This window comes from Ectothiorhodospira sp. 9100, from assembly GCF_022227565.1.
Lineage (GTDB): Bacteria > Pseudomonadota > Gammaproteobacteria > Ectothiorhodospirales > Ectothiorhodospiraceae > Ectothiorhodospira > Ectothiorhodospira marina.
On the sequence record NZ_JAJNAN010000048.1, the window covers coordinates 1 to 22210 of the forward strand.

Genomic DNA, 22210 nt, shown 5'->3' on the forward strand with positions numbered 1-22210 from the left:
GCCCCCGGGCCGCGGCCCGGGTGATCCACGACAGCCCCAGCGACTCGTCGGCCTCCACGCCCTCGCCGCAGATGTAGCAACGCCCGAGCCAGTGCATGGCGTCCGGGTCTTCCCGTTTTGCGGCCTGCTCCAGCCAGTGGAGGGCCCGCTCCGGCTGGCCGGCCTGCAATAGCATCAGGCCCAGCTCTCCTTGCGCCATGGGCTCGCCGTTGTCTGCCCGACGGATGAGGTCCATGTCTTCTTCGCTCAAGGGGATGCCAATCTCGTTCAGCAGGCCTTCCAGGGGGACCTGAGTGCGGCCCAGGGGCTCGTCCTTGTTCTTCTTGGCAATGGCCCCCGTGGCGATGCGCCGCCACAGGGTGCGTCGGCTCAGGCCGGTGAGGAAGATGGCGGTTTTCAGGGTGACCAGGTGCATGGTGTCAGGTGTCCGTGTTCACGACCTCTTTCCAGGTTACCACCCTCGGCGCGCTCAGCGGACTGCCCCACAGGCCATGGTCGCGCAGGTTTTCCAGGGCCTGGGTGGCAGGCCGGCAAGGGACAGGCACTCCCGACTGGTTTGGCAATAGGGCAGAAGGTCAGCCCGCCGCGCGGCAGTGCTGTCCCGTTGACGACCCGATGCAATTGAATTAATTTACAGTATTAGTTTATCGATCCACAAGGACGGGTAACCCATGACCTTGCCTCGCTCGGCTCCCGTTCGCACCAATGAGCCTCCCAGGAATCAGCGGGGCTTTCGTGCCTTCCTCGGCGGCCAGGTTCGCCTGAACATGGAGAAGCACATCCTGGAGCGGGCCGCATGAGCCAACTGCTCGACCCCACCAATGACTATGTTTTCAAGCGCCTGTTGAGCGAGGCTCCGGGCCTGTTGGTGGCGCTGATTACGCGGCGTTATGGGACAGGCACGCTTGCCACGGCAGGCACGCTTGCCCCTTGAACATAACCCACCCACCCGCAGCGCCCCGACATCCAGCTACCTCAAGACGACACGCCACATCTCCGAGGCCATGAGCAACCCAGCAGGCTTGGTGATCGAGCGATGTAGTACGTATAATAGAGCGTACTATATTACACCTCCCACGGAGGATCGCGATGGCATCCCTATTGGATCGTCCTGAAGATGCAGTCTCTGCCACATCCATGGCACGAGGTTTCAGCGCTCATCTCAAGGAAGTATCGGCCCGGCAGACCGACAGGCTTGTCATCTTCAAGGATAATAAGCCCGTTGCGGTAATGATGAATGTTCAGGCGTATCAAGACCTTGTCGATGAACTCGAAGATCTGCGCATCGAAGCTGTGGCACGGGATCGGTTAACCACTTATGAGGCCGACCAGGCCATCTCTCATGAAGATATGCGGTCCCTTTTCGAGCAAGGCGACTGACCCGTGACATGGAAGGTGATCTACCATCCGGGCGTCCGGCAAGACTTGGCGCGATTGGGTTCGGCTGCTGCCAAACGGGTTCTTGATGTGATTGAGGAGCGTATCCGTGATGGCGAACCCGAAAAGCTGGGAAAGCCACTGCGTGGCACCTTGGCCGGTTGCCGACGAATCCGAACGGGCAATACTCGAATCGTGTACAGGGTGGATGGAAACGCCGTCCAGGTGCTGATCATTGCTGTGGGTGCGAGACGTGACGAGGAGGCCTACAAGCTCGCCGACCAAGAACGGAAACGGGGACAGCCCCCTTTTACGTCCTATTGGACTCCGCGACATGCCCGCGCTACCTTATCGCTAGAACAATAGGACGTGATCAGGCGCACCGCAGGTGTTCCATCGGCTAGAGGAGGATTGTGATGGGGGTCCATCAACTGAAGATACCGCCCTGGCTCCGAGGCTGCCTTTTGCTGAGCGCACTTGCATTCTCTGCCCATGCCGGGTCTTCGCAGTTCCCGGATGCTGAGGCCAGTGACCCGGCCGCACTGGGCTGGATGATCGGCTCCCCACCACCGGCTGACCGAATCCTGCGTTTCGACGATGGCAGTTACTTCCGGTTTCCGCAGATGCGTTGGAGTGTCGCCAACTTCCGGCAGCTCATGCCGACGGTCAACGTATCGCGAGGCCTAACCCAGCCCTCCCGGCTCACGCGTGAGTTACGCAATGATATCGATGCGCTCACCTTCGTCCCACTCGGCGGGAGCGCACCGATGACCTGGGAGCAATCTCTAAAGGCCAACTATACCGATGGCATCATTGTTCTTCACCGCGGGAACGTCGCGTACGAGCGCTATTTCGGCGTCTTGCGGCCCGAAGGGCAGCATGGTGCCATGTCGGTGACAAAAACGTTTGTTGGCACTCTGGCTGCACTGCTTGTGGCTGAGGGCACGCTCGATCCCAAGCGCACAACCGCCCACTATATACCCGAGTTGGCCGAATCGGCTTTTGGGAACGCCACTGTGCGCCAGCTGATGGACATGACCACCGGGATTCGCTTCAGCGAGGACTATGCGAATCCAGACGCCGAGGTATGGGCGCATGCCGCCGCGGGCAACCCGCTACCCAAGCCAGCGGGTTATCAGGGGCCACGTACCTATTACGAGTTCCTTGCTACGGTCGGCCCAGAGGGCGAGCATGGCCAAGCCTTCCATTACCGTACCGCAAACACCGATGCCCTTGGCTGGGTATTGGCCCGAGTCACCGGCCGCAATGTGGCGCAACTGCTGTCGGAGCGCATCTGGAGCCGATTGGGCGCAGAGCAGGATGCGTACATGTCCGTCGACTCCATTGGGACACCGTTTGCCGGCGGCGGCCTGAATACTGGCTTGCGTGACCTCGCGCGTTTCGGAGAAATGGTGCGCAACAATGGCCGCTACAATAATCAGCAGATTCTACCACCGGAAGTCGTGGCAGATATTCGTCGCGGCGCCAGTCGTGAACACTTCGCGAAGGCCGACTACCCCCTGCTGCCAGGTTGGAGCTATCGCAACATGTGGTGGGTGACTCATAATGCCCATGGTGCATTCATGGCTCGGGGTGTGCACGGCCAGGCCCTCTACATCGACCCTGCAGCGGAAATGGTCATCGCCCGATTCGCGAGTCACCCGGTGGCGGGAAACGCCGCGAATGACCCCACATCGCTGCCAGCTTACGAGGCCTTGGCGCAACACCTGATGGAAATAGGCCGGCACACTAACCCGCCTCCCCCCTCAACACCTCCACCTGGCGCCTCGAAATCATATGCCCCCGGGCCGCGGCCCGGGTGATCCACGACAGCCCCAGCGACTCGTCGGCCTCCACGCCCTCGCCGCAGATGTAACAACGCCCGAGCCAGTGCATGGCGTCCGGGTCTTCCCGTTTCGCGGCCTGCTCCAGCCAATGGAGGGCTCGCTCCGGCTGGCCGGCCTGCAATAGCATCAGGCCCAGTTCTCCTTGCGCCAGGGGCTCGCCATTGTCCGCCTGACGGATGAGGTCCATGTCTTCTTCTCTCAAGGGGATGCCAATCTCGTTCAGCAGGCCTTCCAGGGGGACCTGGGTGCGGCCCAGGGGCTCGTCCTTGTTCTTCTTGGCAATGGCGCCCGTGGCGATGCGCCGCCACAGGGTGCGTCGGCTCAGGCCGGTGAGGAAGATGGCGGTTTTCAGGGTGACCAGGTGCATGGCTTCAGGTGTCCGTGTTCACGACCTCTTTCCAGGTTACCACCCTCGGCGCGCTCAGCGGACTGCCCCACAGGCCATGGTCGCGCAGGCTTTCCAGGGCCTGGGAACTGTATTTCAGGCTGAAGTTGCCGCCCAGATCGGCGTCCACGGCGTCTTCATTACCGGTGAGGGAGATGATGGAGCCAAAGACGTTGGCGGTGCCCGAGCCCGAGGACAGACGGGCACCGTCCCGCAGGATGATCAGGCCTTCGAAGGTCATCGTGCCATTGGCAGGGAAGATCTCGATATCGCCGGAGACGATGAGCACCCCGGCCCCATGGGTGTTGCCGCTCAGGCGGATGCTGCCGGTGCCGGTCACGTGGTTCACCGCCGGGGCGTCGCGATTGCCCAGGAACTGGGAGATATCCACGGTGTTGCCGGTGTTCACGTCGATCTGCCCCGTATCCGAGCGGGATGTGAGTGCATCGGCATAGGCCTGCCAATCGGATACGGTCACGCCGGCTTCCGAGGCATTCTGGTCCGTTTGACGCACGGGCGGATCACCCTGGATCTGGTCGGAGCGGTTGTTACCGTCCTGGTTGCCGGTGCCAATAGCGTCTGAGCTGTCGTTACCGATCAGATAAATGCCGGCCTTGTCGCCATCGCGGTGGTCGACCATCTTGCCATCGCAACCGGACCCCGAGCACGAGCACGAGGTCGTGCTGGGCAGTCTCCAGTCGCGCCCATCGTAATAGACGGTTTTTGCGGCATTGGAGCCGGTGTGTGTCTGGCAACTGGGTCCGTAGCAGGTGTAGGCCGACTCCGGTGATGGGCCGCCCAGACCGCGATCCAGCGTGGCTTCCAGAACCCGTTCGGTCCCCGTGGGCGCCACCCAGCCGCGCACCTGGATGGTGGCCGTGCCGCCGGCATAGGTGAGGGATTCCAGCTGCCAGGCCACTTGCTGGTCATTCCCCAGATAGCGCGCCTGGGTACCGATCGCCTCCAGGCTGTTGTCGCGCTGACCCCAGTGAGCAAAAGCCGGATCGCGCAGATCCTGAATCACCTGGCTCAGACCGGTTTCAGCGGCCATGAAGGCCTCGGTGGTCTGCTTCTGGTTGCCGGCGATGCGTTCCTGGATGAAGCTGCCATTCATGCCGGCCACGCCGATGAGGGTGGCCATGGACAGGATGATGAGGCTCACGATGAGGACGGTGCCGCGTTGGGTGTGCTTTGAGGCATTCATGGAAGGCTCCTTGCCCCTGGCCCAGTGGTGGGGGCGGGTGTTGAGCCGCCGCTTCCCTGCGGCTGGCGATTACGAGTTGGGCAGGTTTCTGAGGATGGGGCCCCGCAGGGCAACGTGGAATGTCAGGGCATGATGGCGCTGCGGGCCACCTTCGCTGGCTTGGCTGGTGAAGATGAGGGTGATTTCTGCGCCGATGGGGTCGGTGCCGCCGGAATCAAAGATCGGATTCACATCCAGGATCGATCCCTGGCGCATGCCAAGCACCAGTATCGAATCCGTTCCGTCACCACTCGGTCCGCAACGCAGGGCATCGCCATCCACGTGATAAATCACTTCGCTGCCGGGACCGCTCACATCGCAGACGGCGGCATCGCGGTCGCGGATCACGCTGATGCCGTCGGGTGTAGTGGTTTTGGCAATGACGTCCGCCCCACGCATGTCCCTCATCATGAAGTTGATGGCAAAGCCGATGTTGTCCTGAAGTTCACTGAAACGCTGGGTTTCGCGGTAAGCGGCCTGGTTGCCCAGAAAGACGTTGATCACACCGGCGGTGAGAATCAGCCCAATGACGAGGGCGACCATGAGTTCCACCAGGGAGAGGCCCTTTTGTTGTCTCGGGTGTTTCATCAGGAACTCCCGCTGGTGATGTCCACGGGCAGACGCACGCGGTAGTCGAATCGGGACTCGTCGTTCTGCTCGTCGAACCGCCCTTCGGCCCAGCGCACACTGATCACGCACACGTTGTCGCTGAGGTCGCATGTGATGTCCGCATCATTCATCCCGGGCAGCGACACCGGGTGGTTGCCATCCGCGTCGGGGCCTGCCTGGTGCATCCAGTCGTCTCGCCAGTCATCCCTGACCGACTCCACGTCCGACTCGGTGAGTTCCCCACCCTTCTCGGACAGTTCGATCCACAACCGCTCCCCCGCATCAGTGGCAATCACGCTGGCCACAGTGCGCTGATAGGCGGAGTGGGAGCTCTGCATCCCCAGCAACTGCAGCCCCGCCAAGCCCAGCAGGCCCACGGAAAGCACCAGCAAGGCCACCAGGGACTCGACGAGGGAGAAACCCGTCTGGGGTGAGTGGGTTATCGAAGGCATAGGCGTCATGGTGTTGTCATCTCTCCCACACTATGACCGATGATACGCCTCGGCATGACAAGTGACCCGCTGGGTGGTGGGTTTTGGGGGATGGATCACAGGCCGACTGAAGAGAGGTCATTCCGCCCTGGGAAAGCCCCCCTCTCCCGCAAGCGGGAGAGGGGCTGGGGGTGAGGGCCAGCCGATACCCCTTTGCAATGGCACAGGTTACGGATACTCCCACCCACGTGACACCACCCAACCCATGCCGACCCTTTCACTCACCCAGTGCCATCCGGGCGTGACATCGCCCCGAACCTCCGCTTATCCCCGGAAAAGAACCACTCAAGTGTTGGCCCGGGATCTGCAACATCTTTTCCGCGTAAGGCCGAAGTAGCTGGCCTTGGACCGATGGAATGACTTTTTACAGACGAGGTGTTTCGTGATGCAGAGACAACAAGGTTTTACTTTGATCGAACTGATGATCGTGGTGGCGATTATTGGGATTTTGGCGGCTATTGCTTTGCCTGCCTACAATGATTACACGGCTCGGGCGCAAGCGGCAGAAGCACTATCAATCACCGCACCGCTGCGTGTTGAAATTGCAGAAGCTACTGCAATGGGCGATGACGTCGACACGGGCGATGCGTCACTGGCTGGCCAGTATGTCGGTTCCGTCACTGTAGACGACACAACCAATATTTCCGTTGCATTTAATGCGGGGGCTTTGAACGGTCAAACCCTCACGTTGACACGCTCAGGCAATAGCTGGCTTTGCAAAGGGCTTACTGATGAAGGGCATCTGCCCCGTGGCTGCCGGTCAGACTAAACATAGGTAAACGCTTCTTCACATACCGCTCACTAAAGAGATACGAGGAGGGGGGGGGCGCCCCCCCCCCTAATACCCAACCCCAATAAATGGGATCAATATTTTTCTTCATCTCTAAAGACGCAACTCCATCGACCATTAATCACGGCAATCAACCTACTCACCCACCCTCGAAGTAGCTAGAGAAATAAAAATTGCCAACAGCAAAAATAGAAAAACTCCATTTTCGGGGGGCGAGTAATACTGCTGCATTCATCGTCGGCTTAACTGCATACATCCTCCTGATATACCTATATCACCTCGCCCTTCCCGGCTACTTCCTATTTGACGACGCACCCAACCTTGACAACTTACCACTCATTGATGACTTTAGGACTGCGTTCGCGTTTATCTCTTCTGGAGACGCCGGACCGTTGGGTCGCCCCCTTTCGTTAGCTACCTTTGTACCTCAAGCAGCGCATTGGCCCGAAAATCCTTCTGCATTCCTAGCTATTAATATATTAATTCATGGGATAGTAACATTATTGGTGTTCTCATTGGCGTTGGGACTCGCCAAACTTCGCCACACTAACAATTCCATTCTCCCATTATGGATCGGATTAGGTGTCTCAATACTCTGGTCCTACAGCCCCTTCCTCGCCACAACCCATCTGATGCCAATCCAGCGCATGACGAGTCTTGCCGGATTATTCATATTTATGGGGCTAAATGCATTTGTGTGGGCCCATTTAATCGATCCATGGAAAACTCGCTGGAGAGCCATACTTCTATTTGGTGGCCTCAGCTTTTGTACCGGACTTGCTGTTTTCTCCAAAGAAAATGGTGCTTTGCTTCCTCTATTAACACTCATAGTTTGGTTCTTTTGGCTCCCAGAAAACGTTCGATCTTACAGCATTATTGAAAAGTGGGTACTTGGTGCCCTCATGTTCGTGCCCAGCCTACTTGTGGTACTTTATTTATTGTATCGCCTGCCAGCTAATTGGAACGAATATTCCGCGAGCCTCCATTTCACCCCGGCTGAGCGCCTATTGACGCAACCCACTATTCTTTTGGAATATTTACGCAACCTCCTCCTACCAAACTTAAGCTCAATTACGCCCTTCACTGATAGGCTCCCTCCTTCTCAAGGATGGCTAAACCCACCTATCACAGCCATCTCAATCATATTTTGGTTTTTGGCATTTGCAGGAGCCTTTTGGCTACGCAGAGCCACACCTGTGCTATTTTTTGGACTCATATTCTTCTTCATCGGCCACCTGCTTGAGTCTACGTGGATAAGCCTTGAACTTTTCTTTGCTCACCGAAACTATGTCCCTGCTTTTGGGGTGTATTTTGCAGTTATATACTTACTTATAGAGATTGGCCGAACATACCCGAGACTGATCAGCGTAGGTGCTGGTCTCTACATCGCTTTATTTGCAATAATTCTATCTCAGGTAAGCACGTCATGGAACGACAAAAGGGTGATTGGTGAATTCTGGGTAGAACACAACCCTTACTCTGAGAGGGCTCCTCAGTTCCTGGCACTAAGCTACCTGGAGCATGGTGATATCATTGCTGCACGCAGCGTAATTAGTGAAGCCAGCGAACGGCTTCCTAACAATGCCACATTACAATTGCAGCGCACAACCATTTGCCTTGAAGCAGATGAACGCTTCCCATCACTTATCGATGAAGTTGAGAAAGAATTATCTGACGCACCTTTTCACGGAATGGCGGCAAAGGAGCTTTTTAGGTTTTCCTCAACTGCAAACCTGAAGGCCTGCCCGCTCTTGGATCACAATGAGCTTTTACGGCTATCAGAGGCTCTATTACAAAATCCAGCGTACCTAGATAACCCCCAAGCCTCATCACTGCTTTACATGGCTAAAGCTAGAAATCTTTTTGCGCTAGGACATCATGATGAAGCAATCATAAATTTTAAAAAATCATATAATATATATCCAAACCTTCATTCAGCTTGGCTAACTACCGAGGCACTTATTGGCACTAAAGAATGGCTTGATGCACGCCAATTTATAGAGACAGTCAGGCATGAAGCTGAAACACGAAGAGATGACAAAAAAACGTGGGAGAAAAATCTCGAATCTCTCGAGAGAGAACTTCAACGCTCGATTAATTAAACCAATATTCTCATGAATTGATTATGAATAACGAGTCGAAACAGCTTGTTACTCTCAAAGCTGCACCATTCAGCATACGTCATGCCCCCACCCAAAATTGAGGAAAAATACTGTGGGAAGTTTGCTAGAGCGCACCTCAGCTTTAAATCCGGCATCCAAGCAATGAAGTGTAACTGATACATGTCACTGTCTATCATCCTTCCCGCCAAGAATGAGTCTACCTCCCTGAAAGCACTGCTGATGCAACTGCGTGAGCATGTACCCGGGGCGACGGTCATTCTAGTGGACGATGCATCAGCCGATGATACCGGCCAGATCGCCCTGGAAGACGGCGCAAAAGTTTTGCAGCATCCCTACAGCCTTGGCAACGGCGCCGCCATCAAAACCGGCGCCCGCGCAGCGGATACGGATATCCTGATCTTCATGGACGCCGACGGCCAACATGATCCCGCCGATATCCCACGCCTGCTGGAGGCGCTGGACGAGGGCTATGACATGGTGGTGGGCGCAAGGCAGAAAGGTTCTCAGGCCAACCGGGGGCGCGGACTGGCCAACGCCTTCTACAACCGCCTGGCCAGCTACATGACAGGGCACAAGGTGGAAGACCTCACCTCGGGGTTTCGCGCGGTGCGCGCCGACAAGTTCCGCGAGTTCCTTTACCTGCTGCCCAACGGTTTCTCCTACCCCACCACCATCACCATGGCCTTCTTCCGGGCCGGGTATACGGTACGCTACGTCCCCATCCACGTCGCAAAACGGGTGGGCAAGAGTCACATCAAGCCGCTGCAGGATGGGCTGCGCTTCCTGCTGATCATCTTCCGCATCGGCACGCTGTATTCGCCCCTCAAGATTTTTGTTCCCATTGCAGCCCTCCAGGGCTTGGTCGGCCTGAGCTATTACGCCTACACCTTTCTTACCATGGGGCGACTGACAGGGGGTACGGTATTTCTGCTCACTTCGGCGCTGACCATCTTCCTGATCGGGCTGGTTTCGGAGCAGATCACGCAGTTGATGTACAAGGACAGCGGGACCGGGGGCCATCGAAACACGCCCGCAGGCGAGGATGGTCCGCGCACGTGACCGTCGTCGCCTCCAAGCCACTTCTGCTGGTACTCGCCTCTACCTTCCCAAGGTGGCCGGAAGACACAGAGCCAGCTTTCGTGCTGGAGTTGACGCGACGTTTCACCCAGCGGTTCGAGGTGCACGTCCTGGCCCCTCACGCGTCTGGGGCCGCCAAGCGGGAGGAGATGGCGGGGCTGACCATCCATCGATTTCAGTATGCGCCCGAACGCTGGCAAACGCTGACGTATGAGGGGGGCATTCTCGCCCGACTAAGGCAAAACCGCTGGCGTGCAGCACTGGTGCCAGTTTTCCTGGTGGCCGAAGCGCTGGCCATCCGCCGGTTGCTCAAGCGCCATGATTTCGCTGCCATCCATAGCCACTGGATCATCCCCCAGACCCTGGCCCTGCGACTGGGTACACTGGGCCTGACCCACACGCCCCCTACCCTGTGCATCAGTCATGGTGGTGATCTCTTTGGCCTGCAGGGGCGCGTGATGCGCGAGCTCAAGCGCTGGGCTCTGCACCGCTGCAGTGCCATCACGGTAGTGAGCCAGGCCATGGTGCCGGAAGCAAAGCGCCTTGCGCCGCATATGAAGCCGCAGGTGATCCCCATGGGTACCTGCCTATCCATGCAGTTCACGCCGGATTCGGATACGGCTCGTGAGCCTGGGATGGTGCTGTTTGTCGGTCGCCTGGTGGAGAAGAAAGGTGTAAAACACCTTCTGGAGGCGGCCGCTCAACTGCTGCCGCAACACCCGAACCTGCACCTTTATGTGGCCGGGAAAGGCCCGGATGAAACCGCTCTCAAGGAGCGGGCTCGGCAGGTGGACCTGGCTGGGCATGTGACCTTTTTGGGGGGCATGCCCCAGGCGAGATTGCCGGAGTTGTATCGTCGCGCCAGCGTGACCATTGTGCCTTCCGTAGTCGCGGAAGGCGGTGACCAGGAGGGATTTGGGCTGGTCATCGTCGAGGCCATGGGGTGTGGCTGCCCGGTGATTGTTTCGGATTTGCCAGCGATTGAGGATATTCTGTCGCATGAGGATATGGCGTTGCGGGTGCCGCCTGGGGACGTGGACGCGCTAGCCAAGGCGTTGGACCGCACGTTGAACGATCCGCTTGCGGCTGGGCAGCGGGCAGAGAAGGCGTTGGTGCATGTTCGGAGGCGGTTTGGGTGGGAGTCTATTGGTGAGCGGTATTTGGCGTTGCTTTATCCTCCACGCTGACAGGGTGGGGTTTTTCATGCGGAATGACGACATTAGAACGCTCGTTTGAGCAAGGAATGTAGCGAATGAAGCCATCTGCGGCCCTCCAAACATACCGGGATCTCATCCGACAGGTTGTTCTGTCGCACAGGGCCTGCAATCCGCGAGTCTTTGGGTCTGTTCTTTATGGCGAGGACTCGGAGGACAGCGATCTCGACCTACTGGTCGACACGATGCCAGACACATCCCTGCTGGACCTCGCCCAAATCCAGGTGGAACTGGAAGCTCAACTCGGCGTGTCAGTTGACATACTCACTCCAGCCGCTTTACCAGCCCACTTTCGAAAACAAGTGCTGGACGAGGCCCGGTCCATATGAACAAGAAGGCTTTGCGGCTTAAAGATTACCTCCAGCACATGAGCGACGCGATTGATCGTGTGCAACGTTACATGTGCGGCAAGTCAAAAGCTGACTTCATCGGTGATGAGCAATTACAGGATGCAGTCGTTCGCAATATTGAGATTATCGGTGAGGCAGCAAAAAACATCAGCCAACACGCCCCGGACTTTTCGAATAAGAACCCCCAGATACCTTGGCCGGCCTTATACGCCATGCGCAACCGACTCAGCCATGGATACTGGACCATTGATCTGGATATTGTCTGGCAAGTAGTACATAGGGATCTGCATGAACTCAAGCAAAAGCTGGAACAACTTGAACTACCCGACTGACCTCACATTAACATCAGATGGTTTTTGTGGTCAAAAAATAAATAGATGAAGATCTGGCTGCCCTACATACAGGCTGGTACCGGAGCAGATATTTCTACCAGCTACTTGGCCACCGGACTGCGTGACCGGGGTCACGATACCTATAAACTAGGCTTTAATCGCCGCTACGAATTCGCTCCTTGGCTCCTTAGATCCGTGAAACCACCCACCGGGTGCGACGCTATCATCACCAACACCTGGAACGGTTTCGCCTTTGCCCGCACTGGAATTCCCATGGTGACCGTGGATCGGCTATTCGTCCTTGATCCTGCACTGGGGCCCTATAAGACACCTGCTCAGCGGTTTTACCACAACGTATTCATTCGACAATTCGTCAAACGCAGCGCTCAATCTGCGAATCGGGTTGTCTCAGTCAGCGAATACACCGCCGACATCTTCGCCAAGCAACTCGGATTGCCCCGGCCAACAGTCATCCTCAATGCGGTGGACACGGACTTCTTCAGCCCACCACCACAGCCCCGCCGAATAGATCCTAGCCAGCCACGCAGGCTTCTATATGTCGGCACCCTGTCCCGACGCAAGGGCACCGATCTACTGGCGCCGATCATGCGGCAGTTGGGCGACGCGTATCAGCTCTATTACACGGGAAGTGCCGATGCTTCCGTACTGGGGAAAGATGAACCGTCTAACATGCATGAGCTAGGGCGTCTCAACCAAAAGGAAATCCGCGACCAGTACCGGCAGGCTCATCTGCTCGTCTTCCCTAGTCGTGGTGAGGGGTTGGCGCGAGCGATCATGGAGGCACTGGCCTGTGGCACCCCTGTCGTGGCCGGGAATATCTCTTCCATGCCCGAGGCAGTGGATGAGCAGGTGGGGCAGTTGTGTTCGCCGGACGACGTGTCGGCATTTGTGGAAGCCATCACGGCTGTCACGGTGCAGGATAGCACTTGGCAGGGTTTGTCGGTTGCAGCCAGGCAACGGGCTAAAGAGAGATTTTGCCTCAAGCGTTTGTTGAGTGAGTTTGAGGCAGTACTTGCTCAGGTGGCGGCAAGGTAGTCATATCGTAACCGGCCAACTCCAGATAGCGCCGCGTTGCCTTCTCGACGCTGAACTCCGAAGCCCTCGCGCGCAAGATCTCCGGTTCAACCCAGAATTCACCATCGAGAGACCGCTCGATAGCCGCGGCCAGTGCTGCCGGGTCATTCACAGGCACCAGTTGACCGTATCGACCGCCTTCCAGAATCTCTGAGGGGCCGTGAGGACAGTCGGTGGAGATGACTTGAGTTCCACAGGCCATGGCTTCAATCAGTACATTGCCAAGGCCTTCAAAACGGGACGGCAAGACCAGTACGCCGCTTCCGGCCATCAGAGGCAATGGGTTCTGCACCATTCCCACGAGCCGCACCGATTCTGAAAGACCCATATCTTCCACCTGAGCCTCGATCATGGGGCGTTCTGGGCCGTCCCCGACTATCAAGACATCCAGAGTCCGTCGGTGTTTCAGCAACGCGCAAGCCGCAAGCAGACTAGGGATTCCTTTTGGTGAAACAAGACGCCCGACAAATAGGAGGGTCTGCGCAGACACCGGATGCGTTGCGGGCTGCCAAATACGATCATGGAAGCCGGAATCAATGACTGGATTGTAAATTATATCGATCCAATCTCTCGGGAATGAAAGAGAGCAGCTCAAGTCCTCCGCCACCCCTTCAGAAACGGCAACGACACCTTTTGCATGCTTGAAGGCCCATGGCAACAATTTTTGTATTATAAAGTACTTTGCTCTTTTCCATCTGGTACATTCTGATTTCACCATAGAGAAAGTACTGTGGTTACTGAGCAGGACTGGCGTGTCAGATCTAGCCAACATCCTCGCCACCATTACCATGACATTCACATCATCGAAGGCGCTTATAATGCAGCTTGGATTCTGGGCCCGGATCAACTTAGCGAGGCGCAAGAAAAATGCGAACTTGCATGGCTCACCGAGGCATACCACAGGCACCTGTAACGGAATGTCTCGCAACAATTCACCTGTGTATTCCAAAAAAATAAAACAGACATCGACGTTCCATTGCAAACACTGATTGATAACCTTTAACCGATTACGCTCAATGCCACCCATATTCAGCTTAGGCAAGATAAACCATACCGTACTAGCTTTCATCTTTTGCGCCGTGCTATCAATGAGTAACGTCATCAATCAACGAAGACCAACTGTTCACTTCTGAGCATCGAGAAAACTCACGCTCAATCTTTTGCCTTGCATTGCATCCATGGGTTACGCGCAACGCGCCATTATTCAGGTATGATAGTAACGCGTCAGCAATGGAACTTGGAGACTTGCGCCTAACCATGGTTCCGTTTAAACCGCTGGACACAATGCCATCGAAAGCCATGATGTCAGAAACAACAACCGGCAACCCACAACTCATAGCTTCCAATAGACTCTTTCCGAGCCCCTCACTCCATGAAGGGAATACAAATATATCAGAAGATTGCAACTCCAAAACCAACTCTTCTTGAGATAAAGTACCTAGATAAATTAGCTGGTGCTTGCCCTTCAAGCCTTTTAAGCGCCGCCGAATAATGGATAGATACCCTTGATCTTTTCCACAGATCACCCAGTCTACTGACTCCTCCAGTAGCGCAAGCGCATCTACGACATCACCAAGCCCCTTACTTTCGGCTACATTTCCAGTAAAAATCAATCTTGGCCTACCACTTACAAACGAATTGCGATCAATATTTCCTGGTCGAAACACGTTTACATCGACTCCGCGTGGTATTACGCGAACGTGCCTTTCATCTACCCCATAGACTCGCCTTGCACACTGACCAACAACCTCTGATATTGCAACAACATAATCTACCGACCTGCCAAGACTTTTAGCACTCCTACAACCAAACTGAAACTGGCTTACTGAAAAGCCTCTGACCTTAAAAGCGTGATTCAGTGAAGCAAGAAATTTAATAAAAACAAACTGAGAAATGCGGGACGTAATTTGTCCTTCATTAGCAATAAACTTGGGCCTACCGCTTATAGAGGCATCAGCGCTGACAAGCGGGTACAGATTCTTTATCCAGCCTACAACAATATCAAAATTATACAGCTCACGCAGACTCAAGTACTTAGTTATATGATCGCCCGGAGCGCCAGGGTTTTTCGTGAAATGATAGATTACGGCATCTGGAAATTGGTATCCATGGCACTCGGGTAGAGACCCTCCAGACAAAATATGAATGTGGAACCCTCTTTCAGCCAACCCCCACGCAAGATTCTCGATCCCTGTATTCATGCCGCGGTTGAGAGCAGAGCCCTTAATGACAAATAATATTCTCAGCACTATTGGGAAACTCAATAATCTTACTAACCTAAGCCACAACACTTAAGGCTGTTACTTAAGCAGGCTTCTGGGAGTGAAAAATAAAAATCGCAGCCACGCAACGTGGAAAGTCGGTGCGCCACGACAAAAATTGTTTTCTTCTTCTGCAATTTTTCAATCGCCTTTTGTACACATTCCTCCGTCTCCACATCCAGTGCACTAGTCGCCTCATCCAGTATCAACACCGGCGGATCATGATACAACGCCCGCGCGATTCCGATTCGCTGCCGTTGCCCACCTGAGAGCCGAATACCCCGCTCGCCCACGGTGGTTTCGTAGCTCTGGGGCAATTCGTTCACGATGAAGTCATGGATCTGGGCCGCCTTGGCGGCTGCCTCCAGTGCGACTGGGTCGATTTCCTCCGGTTGCAGGCCTAGGGCGATGTTGGCAGCCACCGTATTGTCGAGCAAGTAAATCTCCTGGGGCACATAACCGATGGCCTGGTGCCAAGCGGGTACGCGTTCGGGGGTCAGGGGCTTGTCGTCGATGAGTACCTGCCCCTGCGTGGGTTCCAGCAAGCCCAGAATGATGTCCAGCAGGGTGGACTTGCCCGAGCCGGTCGCGCCGATGATGCCGATGGTGTGGTTCACGGGGATGTGCAGATCAACGTCCTTGAGGACGGGCCGGTCTTCGGTGCCGGGGTAGGCGTAGGTCACGGCGGCGAGGCGGATGTGCTGCTGGGGTATCCAGGGTTCCGGGGTGGGCGCGAGGGGATGAGATTTCAGGTTCAGATCTCGATGGATGTGGTCCAGCGCGGCCGCGCCAAAGCGGAGTCGGGCGAAACCGCGATAGACGATCTGGGCAGCGGGCAGCATGCGGTAGGCGGCGAAGCCGTACAGGCCGATCACTGGCAGGATCTGCCCCAGTTCGTCGCCCCGCCAGGCCAGTATCAGCACCAACGTGACCAGGCCAGCGTAGCCGGTGGCTTCCACCAGGAAGAGCGGCACCTGACTGAGGGTGTCGTTGGTGGCCAGATGACGCGAGAAGGTGCGGGAGGGGTGGCGAAATCGGGTCAGATAGGTGGATGTCCTGCCGGTGAGGATGATGGCCTTGATGCCACCCAGGGCTTCCGAGGCGGCCTGGAAGCGTTCGGCATTGGCTTCCCGACGTTCCTTGCCTATGCGTCCCAGGCGGACGCGCACGACCCGGTAGATGGTCAGGTAAAGGCTGCCGACAAGGCCGGCGGCCAGCAGGGCCATGAGGGGGTCGTACACAATCAATAGGAGCAGCATGGCCAGGATAACCATGCCATGGGCGATCATCTGGATGACCGGGAGGAGCAGATTGTTGCCCAGTTGGTCCACCTCGGACAGCATGCTCTTGGACAGGTCGGCACTGTTTCTACCCAGGAACCAGGCATAGGGCTGTTGCAGGTAGGTTTGCAGCAGCCGGGTGCTGATTTCATGGCGCTGCAGGTGGGCGAAACGGTTAAGGGTGTGGATGGTGACAGATTTGAAGAGTGAGGCCACCACAACAACGGTAGCGGAGGCGGCGCCCAACGCCACGACAAACTGCACGGGGGTGTCGAATCCTAGCCATTGGTAGAGCACCGCCAATTGGGGCTGTTCGGTGACCAGGTCCGGGTTACCCAGCACCGACAGGAAGGGCATGATGGAGACCACCCCGGCGGTTTCGATGGCGGTCATGGCCAGGGCCAGCATGAGCACGGCTAAAAAACGTCGCCGGGCTTGTGGCGTGAGGATGTCCCAGAGTTGTTTGAGGGTGCCGATCATGGATTGGGGTGGCGGAGGTGGGGTATCACATTACCATGTTCCTATCATCGACCTGTCAGGTCAGCACCCTCACGTTCAGTCCATGTACCCGCTCGAACATGGCGTCACCTGTCAGCAGCACATGCCCCGCGCCCAGTTGCAGGCAGCTTGCAGCTTGCAGGGCATCGGGTGTACGCAAGCCGTGACGCACGCGGATGACTGCAGCCAGCGATACACCCATGCCAGGGTGTGTTTTCTCCAACTCGGCCACCTCGGCGCGAACCCGCTCGGCGAAAGGCGGTTTGCCTTCCAGAAGGTAGATCAGCGCGCTGGCGTCAAAAAACGCGATCACCAACGGCGCTTATCAGCCAGACTCATATCCATGTCGGCCTTGTCGCGTGTACCACTCACAGGCTGCGCCAGAAGCCATTGCATGGCTGTCATGCCTGGCCGGGCGGGCGGCTGGCCGCGGACGAGGCGCTGGTAGTCCTCCTCCGACAGCACGACCGCTGTGGGCTTGTTGCGTTTGAGGATGTGCACCGGGCCGTGTCGTAAGCCTTCTTCGATGGCAGCCAGGCCACGGCGCTTGATCTCGGCAGCGGGAAGGGTGTTGTGCATGGAGGCACTCCGTGGAGTACAAGGCCTGCCCTGATGATACTCAATTCAGTACCCATTGCCCATCACTCCCCCTTGCAGGAGGGCAAGGGACAGGCACTCCTGAACATCCCATCCAGTTTTTCGCCCCCTACCGATTATGCCCAACGTCCACCCGCCCCGTTGACCGTCATTCCCTCGCCTGTAAATCACCATCCAGCCTCGATGTTTTCCGACATCCTCCTCAAGGCATGAAAGACGCACACAAACCATCCTCGGCACAGCACCGCAGCCTGGTAGAAACCGTTCAGGAAAGCCCCTCAGGCTGCTGATCGTCGCCGCTGCTGACGATACACGGCCTCAAACCGAGTGCCCTGGTCCAGCCAGTGGTCCGGGGTTATGCCCAGGCGCTGCAGGATGGGCGGCAGCGTGCTGGCAATGGCGCCCTTCTTCCTCGAATCGATGACCCGCCCGGAACCGAGCCAATGGACACCCACAGCCCCCGTGGGAGCTGGCCTGCAGGCGATGCGCTGTGCCAGCAGCGCCCGGGCCAAGCCACGTGCCCGCCGCTTTCGCGGGCGAGGCCCGCTCCCACATCAAGAATGCAGCAGCGGTTTCATCTTGCCGTCGAACCGCAGCAGGGCGTCCAGCTGCATCTGCTCGCGCACGGCCTGAGCCAGGTCGAACCGGGGCGTGATCCGCTCCCGGATGCTGGTATGCTCCGAAGCCTCCGGGGTGGCCGCCATCCCGGCCCGCACCGGGTTGAGGTCCACATAGGCCACGCAACTGAGCAGCGCGGCCTCGGTACGCAGCGCCTGGGACTTGAAGCGGGCTTCCCAGAAATGCCCGGTACAGCCATCCTCCTGGTTGGCCTGTCGTGCGATGGGTTCATTAAGGCACTTCATGAACCAGCTCAGGTCCGCCAGTCGCCGCCGGTAGCACTGGGCAAATTCCGCCACCTGGGCCAGCTCAAAGCTTTCCTGTGGGTCTCCGGCCAGATACCTCTGGACCAGCAGCGGGCCCTTGAACAGGCAACTCCAGCGCCGCAGCACCTCGTCATCGGACCACCGCCCAGCTTGGGTCGGCTCCAGTTTGACCACCAGGTGATAATGATTGGACATGACCGCGCAGGCGGCGATGTCCACGGCGAACAGGGATGCCAGCAGCCGGATATGATCTTCGATCCATTGCCGACGGTGTTCAAAGCTCTTGCCAGTGGCATGATCCTGTCCGCACAGGAAGGTGCGCCGCACACAGCGCGAGACGACGTGGTAGTAAGGGGTGTCGGTAACCGATATCTGCTGGCAACGGGGGCGTGGCATGCGTCCCTCCTGGACGGTGGTTCACCGGCCAGATCCATGGGCCGTGGAACAACAGCCTACCGCGAGGTAAGAGGCCAGGCCAAGGTCGGAAGATTGACGCCCCACTGGTATTGTATTAATTTACAGTTAATGGCCCAGAAGGACGGGTGAGCCGTGACCCTGGCCCACTCAACCTCCCCTGCCTGTGCGAGCCACCCGGGTACCACGTGGACTCGCGCGGCGCGGCTGGATTGAAGACCGCATCCTGGAACTGCCAAAACCATGGGCAACACGCTCCCCAACCCGCACGACGCCTTGTTCAAGGCCCTGCTTGAAGACCCCGAGAGAGCCGGAACACTCCTGCGCGAGAGCCTCCCAAAGGCGCTCACCGACAAGATGGCGGGTGATCCTCAACCGGTGGATGGCTCTTTCATCGATGAGAATCTACGGGGCACCCACAGCGACCGACTGTTCCAGGTGGCCCTGCAGGATGGGCGCAGCGCCTTCATTTACACCCTGATCGAGCACAAGTCCTGGCCCGACATGGCGGTGCCACTGCAGCTGATGGGCTATCGCCACCGCATCTGGACGCGCTACGCGCAGGATGAGGCACAACGACTGCGAAAGCTGCCGCCCATCATCACCCTGCTGGTCTACCATGGCCGCCAACCCTGGAATGTGCCCACCCGAATGATCGACTGTATCGATGCCGAGGAGGATCTGCTGGCCCTGCAACGCGATGGCCGCTACGAGGTCAAAGACCTCACCGGGAGCAAGCCGGCCTATGAGGACTTTTCCCATCATCCTCTGCTGCGGGCAGGCCTGGCGGCCCTGGCCTGGGCCTTCGTTGAAGGCCTGCCGTCGGAAAGACTGGCCCAGCTGCTGCGCGATCTACCCGATAACCACCCGCTCACCCGGCAAATATTGATTTACATCGTGCGGGTCCACACAATGACCGAAGATGAATTCAAGCAAGGGGTGGCCATGGCCAAGCCCCATCTCGTGGAGGCACTCACCATGTCGCTAGCTCAGGAATGGATGGATCGGGGAGAAGCCAAGGGAATCCAGAAAGGAATCCAGAAGGGCATTCAACAGGGCGTCCATCAGGGCGAAGCCCAAATGCTCGTGTGGCTGCTGGAGCAAAAATTTGGTCAGCAGGCACTCAAGGCCCATCTGCAGTCCATCGAAAAGGCAGACGATCACCAGATCAAAACCTGGTCTGCCCGACTGCTCACCGTCGACAGCATTGAGGACGTCTTCAAGGACGATTCCCCCGTGCAGTGAGGCGTGCGTGTAAAGAGGACGGTCGGCAGGACACCCACATCCCCCGTGGGAGCTGGCCTGCCGGCGATGCGCTGCGCCAGCAGCGCCGAGGCCAAGCCATGTGCCCGCCGCTTTCGCGGGCGAGGCCCGCTCCCAGTAGGGTCAGGGACAGGCACTCTTGACCTCTCTTGACCATATTGGTCGGTCTTTTCGCCCCATACCGCTTATGTTCAACGCCCTCCCCCCGCATTGACCGCCATTTCCCCGCCTGGGAATCGCCCTCCGGCCTCGGGCTCCCCCGACATCGTCCTCAAAGCATGAACGGCACCCACAAAGCCAGCCTCGGCACAGCACCGCAGCCTGTTAGAAACCGTTCAGCAAGCCCCTCAGGCCGCTGATCGTCGTCGCTGCTGACGATACACAGCCTCAAACCGGGTGCTCTGGTCCAGCCAGTGGTCCGGGGTGATGCCCAGACGCTGCAGAATGGGCGGCTGCGTGTTGGCAATGGCACCCTTCTTCCTCGGATCGATGGCCCGCCCGGTGTAGTCCACCAGGGCCAGGTAATCCTCGAAGGCGAACGGAATGCCGGTCTGCTCCTCCTGCACGCACGCGCCCTCAAAATGCAGTAGCGGTTTCACCTTGCCATCGAACCGCAGCAGGGCTTCCAGCTGCATCTGCTCGCGCACGGCCTGTGCCAGGCTGAACCGGGGCGTGATCCGTTCCCGGAGGCTGGTGTGCTGCGATTCCTCCGGAGTGGCCGCCATCCCGGCCCGCACCGGGTTGAGATCCACATAGGCCATGCAACTGAGCAGCGCCGCCTCGGTGCGCAGCGCCTGGGACTTGAACCGCGCCTCCCAGAAATGCCCGCTGCAGCCATCCTCCCGGTTGGCCTGTCGGGCAATGGGCTCGTTCAGGCATTTCATGAACCAGCTCAGGTCCGCCAGTCGCCGCCGGTAACACTGGGCAAATTCTGCCACCTGGCTCAGCTCGTAGCTCTCCTGCGACGCGCCGGCCAGATACCGCTGGACCAGCAGTGGCCCCTTGAACAGGCAGCTCCAGCGCCGCAGCACCTCGTCATCGGACCACCGCTCGGCATGCGTCGGCTCCAGCTTGACCACCAGATGATAATGGTTGGACATGACCGCGTAGGCGGCAATGTCCACAGCGAACAGGGATGCCAGCAGCCAGATACGGTCCTCGATCCATTGCCGGCGGTGTTCAAAGCTCTTGCCAGTGGCATGATCCTGGCCACACAGGAAGGTACGCCGCACACAGCGCGAGACAACGTGGTAGTACGGGGTATCGGTGACCGATATCTGCTGGCAACGGGGGCGTGGCATGTGTCCCTCCTGGACGGTGTTTTCCCGGTCGAACCATGGCCAATGCTCAACGCACCAATAGTCCTTCCAATTCCTGATAACACTTAAACTTCGAATCAGCAGACAACAGATGCGCCTGATGCACCAAAGCAGTCGCGATGATGATGCGATCCTGCGGATCGCTATGATGTTCGGGCAGGGTGACGGCACGCTCCGCAATCGCTGGTGTAATGGGCAATAGCCCAATCTCAGAGGCGTCGAGGGCTTGCTCAAACCACTGCTCTAGCGGCAAACCTAGGTTAATTCGGTTATGCTCGACCAACCAGGCCACTTCGAAAAGGCTGATAGCGCTAACGCCTATACTCGTGTCTGTTTCGATCGCATCACGCCACACCGGGTTTAGCCGCAGATCATTTGCCATCCACCAGAGCCAGACGTGCGTATCCAGCACTTGCATCAATTTAAATTCCAGCTGGAATCCGGCACGGTGTCGATGACGTCACCCTTGAAAATGATAGGAGGCACCTTGGCCGGGCGCCGCCGGGGCGATGAGGTTTGAGCCTTCCCTGCCTGAGCATTCTCGGGTGGATCCTCCATCAATACGATCACCTTCACGTGGCGATTTTTCAGCTTCTCAAACTGCGGAATACGGATGAACTCGCTTTTGATATCCGTCTCGAACTCTACCGCGTACATATGGCACCTCCAGCAAGCAAGGGATAACCAAACCGGTCGTGGTGTACGCCACAGTCCGGGCAAATCCACTGCCGCGTGGATAGTGGCATGACCTTCTGCACCGA

Annotated in this window: 27 protein-coding genes and 1 pseudogene; 13 read left to right on the forward strand and 15 right to left on the reverse strand. The window is 57.6% G+C overall.

Annotated features, from left to right (window positions below; translation table 11 throughout):
• A partial coding sequence (locus tag LPW29_RS12525) for a tetratricopeptide repeat protein (protein WP_238628293.1) occupies window positions 1-415 on the reverse strand: 415 nt, incomplete at its 3' end.
• Window positions 416-671: 256 nt separating this feature from the next.
• On the opposite strand from LPW29_RS12525, the gene LPW29_RS15535 reads away from it, so the two are divergent.
• The 5 genes from LPW29_RS15535 to LPW29_RS12540 all read left to right on the forward strand — a co-directional run bounded on the left by LPW29_RS15535 (window position 672) and on the right by LPW29_RS12540 (window position 3200).
• Complete coding sequence (locus LPW29_RS15535) at window positions 672-800, forward strand: hypothetical protein (protein WP_255705831.1); 129 nt, start codon at window positions 672-674, stop codon at window positions 798-800.
• Window positions 797-934 (forward strand): hypothetical protein, encoded by a 138-nt coding sequence (locus LPW29_RS12530; protein WP_238628315.1) that lies wholly within the window; start codon window positions 797-799, stop codon window positions 932-934. Before LPW29_RS15535 ends, LPW29_RS12530 begins: the two co-directional genes overlap by 4 nt.
• Window positions 935-1089: 155 nt before the next feature.
• On the forward strand, window positions 1090-1380 hold the full coding sequence (locus LPW29_RS12535; protein WP_035369602.1) for a type II toxin-antitoxin system Phd/YefM family antitoxin: 291 nt from the start codon (window positions 1090-1092) through the stop codon (window positions 1378-1380).
• Window positions 1381-1395: 15 nt separating this feature from the next.
• Entirely contained in the window at window positions 1396-1743 is a 348-nt protein-coding gene (locus LPW29_RS15780; RefSeq protein ID WP_443112356.1) for a type II toxin-antitoxin system RelE family toxin, read from the forward strand.
• A gap of 50 nt (window positions 1744-1793) precedes the next feature.
• Window positions 1794-3200 (forward strand): serine hydrolase domain-containing protein, encoded by a 1407-nt coding sequence (locus LPW29_RS12540; RefSeq protein ID WP_238628294.1) that lies wholly within the window; start codon window positions 1794-1796, stop codon window positions 3198-3200.
• Here LPW29_RS12540 and LPW29_RS12545 read toward each other — a convergent pair.
• From LPW29_RS12545 to pilV, 4 genes are all read right to left on the reverse strand, one after another.
• Complete coding sequence (locus tag LPW29_RS12545) at window positions 3127-3591, reverse strand: tetratricopeptide repeat protein (RefSeq protein WP_238628295.1); 465 nt, start codon at window positions 3589-3591, stop codon at window positions 3127-3129. The two genes, LPW29_RS12540 and LPW29_RS12545, sit on opposite strands and share 74 nt — an antisense overlap.
• Before the next feature lie 4 nt (window positions 3592-3595).
• Window positions 3596-4813 (reverse strand): pilus assembly PilX family protein, encoded by a 1218-nt coding sequence (locus tag LPW29_RS12550; protein WP_238628296.1) that lies wholly within the window; start codon window positions 4811-4813, stop codon window positions 3596-3598.
• Between the two features lie 69 nt (window positions 4814-4882).
• Window positions 4883-5440: a PilW family protein gene (locus tag LPW29_RS12555; RefSeq protein ID WP_238628297.1), complete on the reverse strand. Its 558-nt coding sequence runs from the start codon at window positions 5438-5440 to the stop codon at window positions 4883-4885.
• The gene (gene pilV, locus LPW29_RS12560) at window positions 5440-5913 is read right to left on the reverse strand and encodes a type IV pilus modification protein PilV (protein ID WP_238628298.1); all 474 of its coding nucleotides are present in this window, start codon (window positions 5911-5913) and stop codon (window positions 5440-5442) included. Before pilV ends, LPW29_RS12555 begins: the two co-directional genes overlap by 1 nt.
• A gap of 424 nt (window positions 5914-6337) precedes the next feature.
• On the opposite strand from pilV, the gene LPW29_RS12565 reads away from it, so the two are divergent.
• The 7 genes from LPW29_RS12565 (at window position 6338) to LPW29_RS12595 (ending at window position 12894) form a co-directional block, all read left to right on the forward strand.
• Window positions 6338-6721, forward strand: coding sequence for a pilin (locus LPW29_RS12565; protein WP_274520336.1), 384 nt, complete (start codon window positions 6338-6340; stop codon window positions 6719-6721).
• A 194-nt stretch (window positions 6722-6915) separates the two neighbouring features.
• Window positions 6916-8844 (forward strand): tetratricopeptide repeat protein, encoded by a 1929-nt coding sequence (locus LPW29_RS12570; RefSeq protein ID WP_238628299.1) that lies wholly within the window; start codon window positions 6916-6918, stop codon window positions 8842-8844.
• Between the two features lie 180 nt (window positions 8845-9024).
• Complete coding sequence (locus LPW29_RS12575) at window positions 9025-9924, forward strand: glycosyltransferase family 2 protein (protein ID WP_238628300.1); 900 nt, start codon at window positions 9025-9027, stop codon at window positions 9922-9924.
• Window positions 9921-11129 (forward strand): glycosyltransferase family 4 protein, encoded by a 1209-nt coding sequence (locus LPW29_RS12580; protein WP_238628301.1) that lies wholly within the window; start codon window positions 9921-9923, stop codon window positions 11127-11129. Before LPW29_RS12575 ends, LPW29_RS12580 begins: the two co-directional genes overlap by 4 nt.
• 65 nt (window positions 11130-11194) lie before the next feature.
• The gene (locus tag LPW29_RS12585) at window positions 11195-11485 is read left to right on the forward strand and encodes a nucleotidyltransferase family protein (protein WP_238628302.1); all 291 of its coding nucleotides are present in this window, start codon (window positions 11195-11197) and stop codon (window positions 11483-11485) included.
• A complete protein-coding gene (locus tag LPW29_RS12590) occupies window positions 11482-11838 on the forward strand; it encodes a HepT-like ribonuclease domain-containing protein (RefSeq protein WP_238628303.1) in 357 nt (118 codons plus the stop codon). The genes LPW29_RS12585 and LPW29_RS12590 overlap by 4 nt, the downstream gene beginning before the upstream one ends.
• Window positions 11839-11883: 45 nt before the next feature.
• Window positions 11884-12894 carry a glycosyltransferase family 4 protein gene (locus LPW29_RS12595; protein WP_238628304.1) on the forward strand — a complete coding sequence of 337 codons (1011 nt, stop codon included), beginning with the start codon at window positions 11884-11886 and terminating at the stop codon, window positions 12892-12894.
• Here LPW29_RS12595 and LPW29_RS12600 read toward each other — a convergent pair.
• The 7 genes from LPW29_RS12600 to LPW29_RS12630 form a co-directional block, all read right to left on the reverse strand.
• Window positions 12839-14035 (reverse strand): glycosyltransferase, encoded by a 1197-nt coding sequence (locus LPW29_RS12600; RefSeq protein ID WP_238628305.1) that lies wholly within the window; start codon window positions 14033-14035, stop codon window positions 12839-12841. The two genes, LPW29_RS12595 and LPW29_RS12600, sit on opposite strands and share 56 nt — an antisense overlap.
• Entirely contained in the window at window positions 14019-15134 is a 1116-nt protein-coding gene (locus tag LPW29_RS12605; protein WP_238628306.1) for a glycosyltransferase family 4 protein, read from the reverse strand. Before LPW29_RS12605 ends, LPW29_RS12600 begins: the two co-directional genes overlap by 17 nt.
• Window positions 15135-15205: 71 nt before the next feature.
• The gene (locus LPW29_RS12610; protein WP_238628307.1) at window positions 15206-16954 is read right to left on the reverse strand and encodes an ABC transporter ATP-binding protein; all 1749 of its coding nucleotides are present in this window, start codon (window positions 16952-16954) and stop codon (window positions 15206-15208) included.
• A gap of 55 nt (window positions 16955-17009) precedes the next feature.
• Complete coding sequence (locus LPW29_RS12615; protein ID WP_238628308.1) at window positions 17010-17285, reverse strand: type II toxin-antitoxin system VapC family toxin; 276 nt, start codon at window positions 17283-17285, stop codon at window positions 17010-17012.
• Window positions 17282-17551: a type II toxin-antitoxin system Phd/YefM family antitoxin gene (locus LPW29_RS12620; protein ID WP_238628309.1), complete on the reverse strand. Its 270-nt coding sequence runs from the start codon at window positions 17549-17551 to the stop codon at window positions 17282-17284. Before LPW29_RS12620 ends, LPW29_RS12615 begins: the two co-directional genes overlap by 4 nt.
• Before the next feature lie 296 nt (window positions 17552-17847).
• The gene (locus tag LPW29_RS12625) at window positions 17848-18081 is read right to left on the reverse strand and encodes a hypothetical protein (RefSeq protein ID WP_238628310.1); all 234 of its coding nucleotides are present in this window, start codon (window positions 18079-18081) and stop codon (window positions 17848-17850) included.
• 42 nt (window positions 18082-18123) lie between these two features.
• Complete coding sequence (locus LPW29_RS12630) at window positions 18124-18849, reverse strand: transposase (RefSeq protein ID WP_238628311.1); 726 nt, start codon at window positions 18847-18849, stop codon at window positions 18124-18126.
• 261 nt (window positions 18850-19110) lie between these two features.
• Here LPW29_RS12630 and LPW29_RS12635 point away from each other — a divergent pair, with 261 nt between their 5' ends.
• Complete coding sequence (locus tag LPW29_RS12635) at window positions 19111-20112, forward strand: Rpn family recombination-promoting nuclease/putative transposase (RefSeq protein WP_238628312.1); 1002 nt, start codon at window positions 19111-19113, stop codon at window positions 20110-20112.
• A 365-nt stretch (window positions 20113-20477) separates the two neighbouring features.
• Here the strand turns inward: LPW29_RS12635 and LPW29_RS12640 are convergent, their stop codons facing one another.
• The 3 genes and pseudogenes from LPW29_RS12640 to LPW29_RS12650 all read right to left on the reverse strand — a co-directional run.
• Complete coding sequence (locus LPW29_RS12640; RefSeq protein WP_238628313.1) at window positions 20478-21431, reverse strand: transposase; 954 nt, start codon at window positions 21429-21431, stop codon at window positions 20478-20480.
• Window positions 21432-21477: 46 nt separating this feature from the next.
• Complete coding sequence (locus LPW29_RS12645; RefSeq protein ID WP_238628314.1) at window positions 21478-21867, reverse strand: type II toxin-antitoxin system VapC family toxin; 390 nt, start codon at window positions 21865-21867, stop codon at window positions 21478-21480.
• Window positions 21867-22210, reverse strand: a pseudogene (locus tag LPW29_RS12650) (hypothetical protein); the annotation flags it as partial. The pseudogene LPW29_RS12650 and the gene LPW29_RS12645, both read right to left, overlap by 1 nt.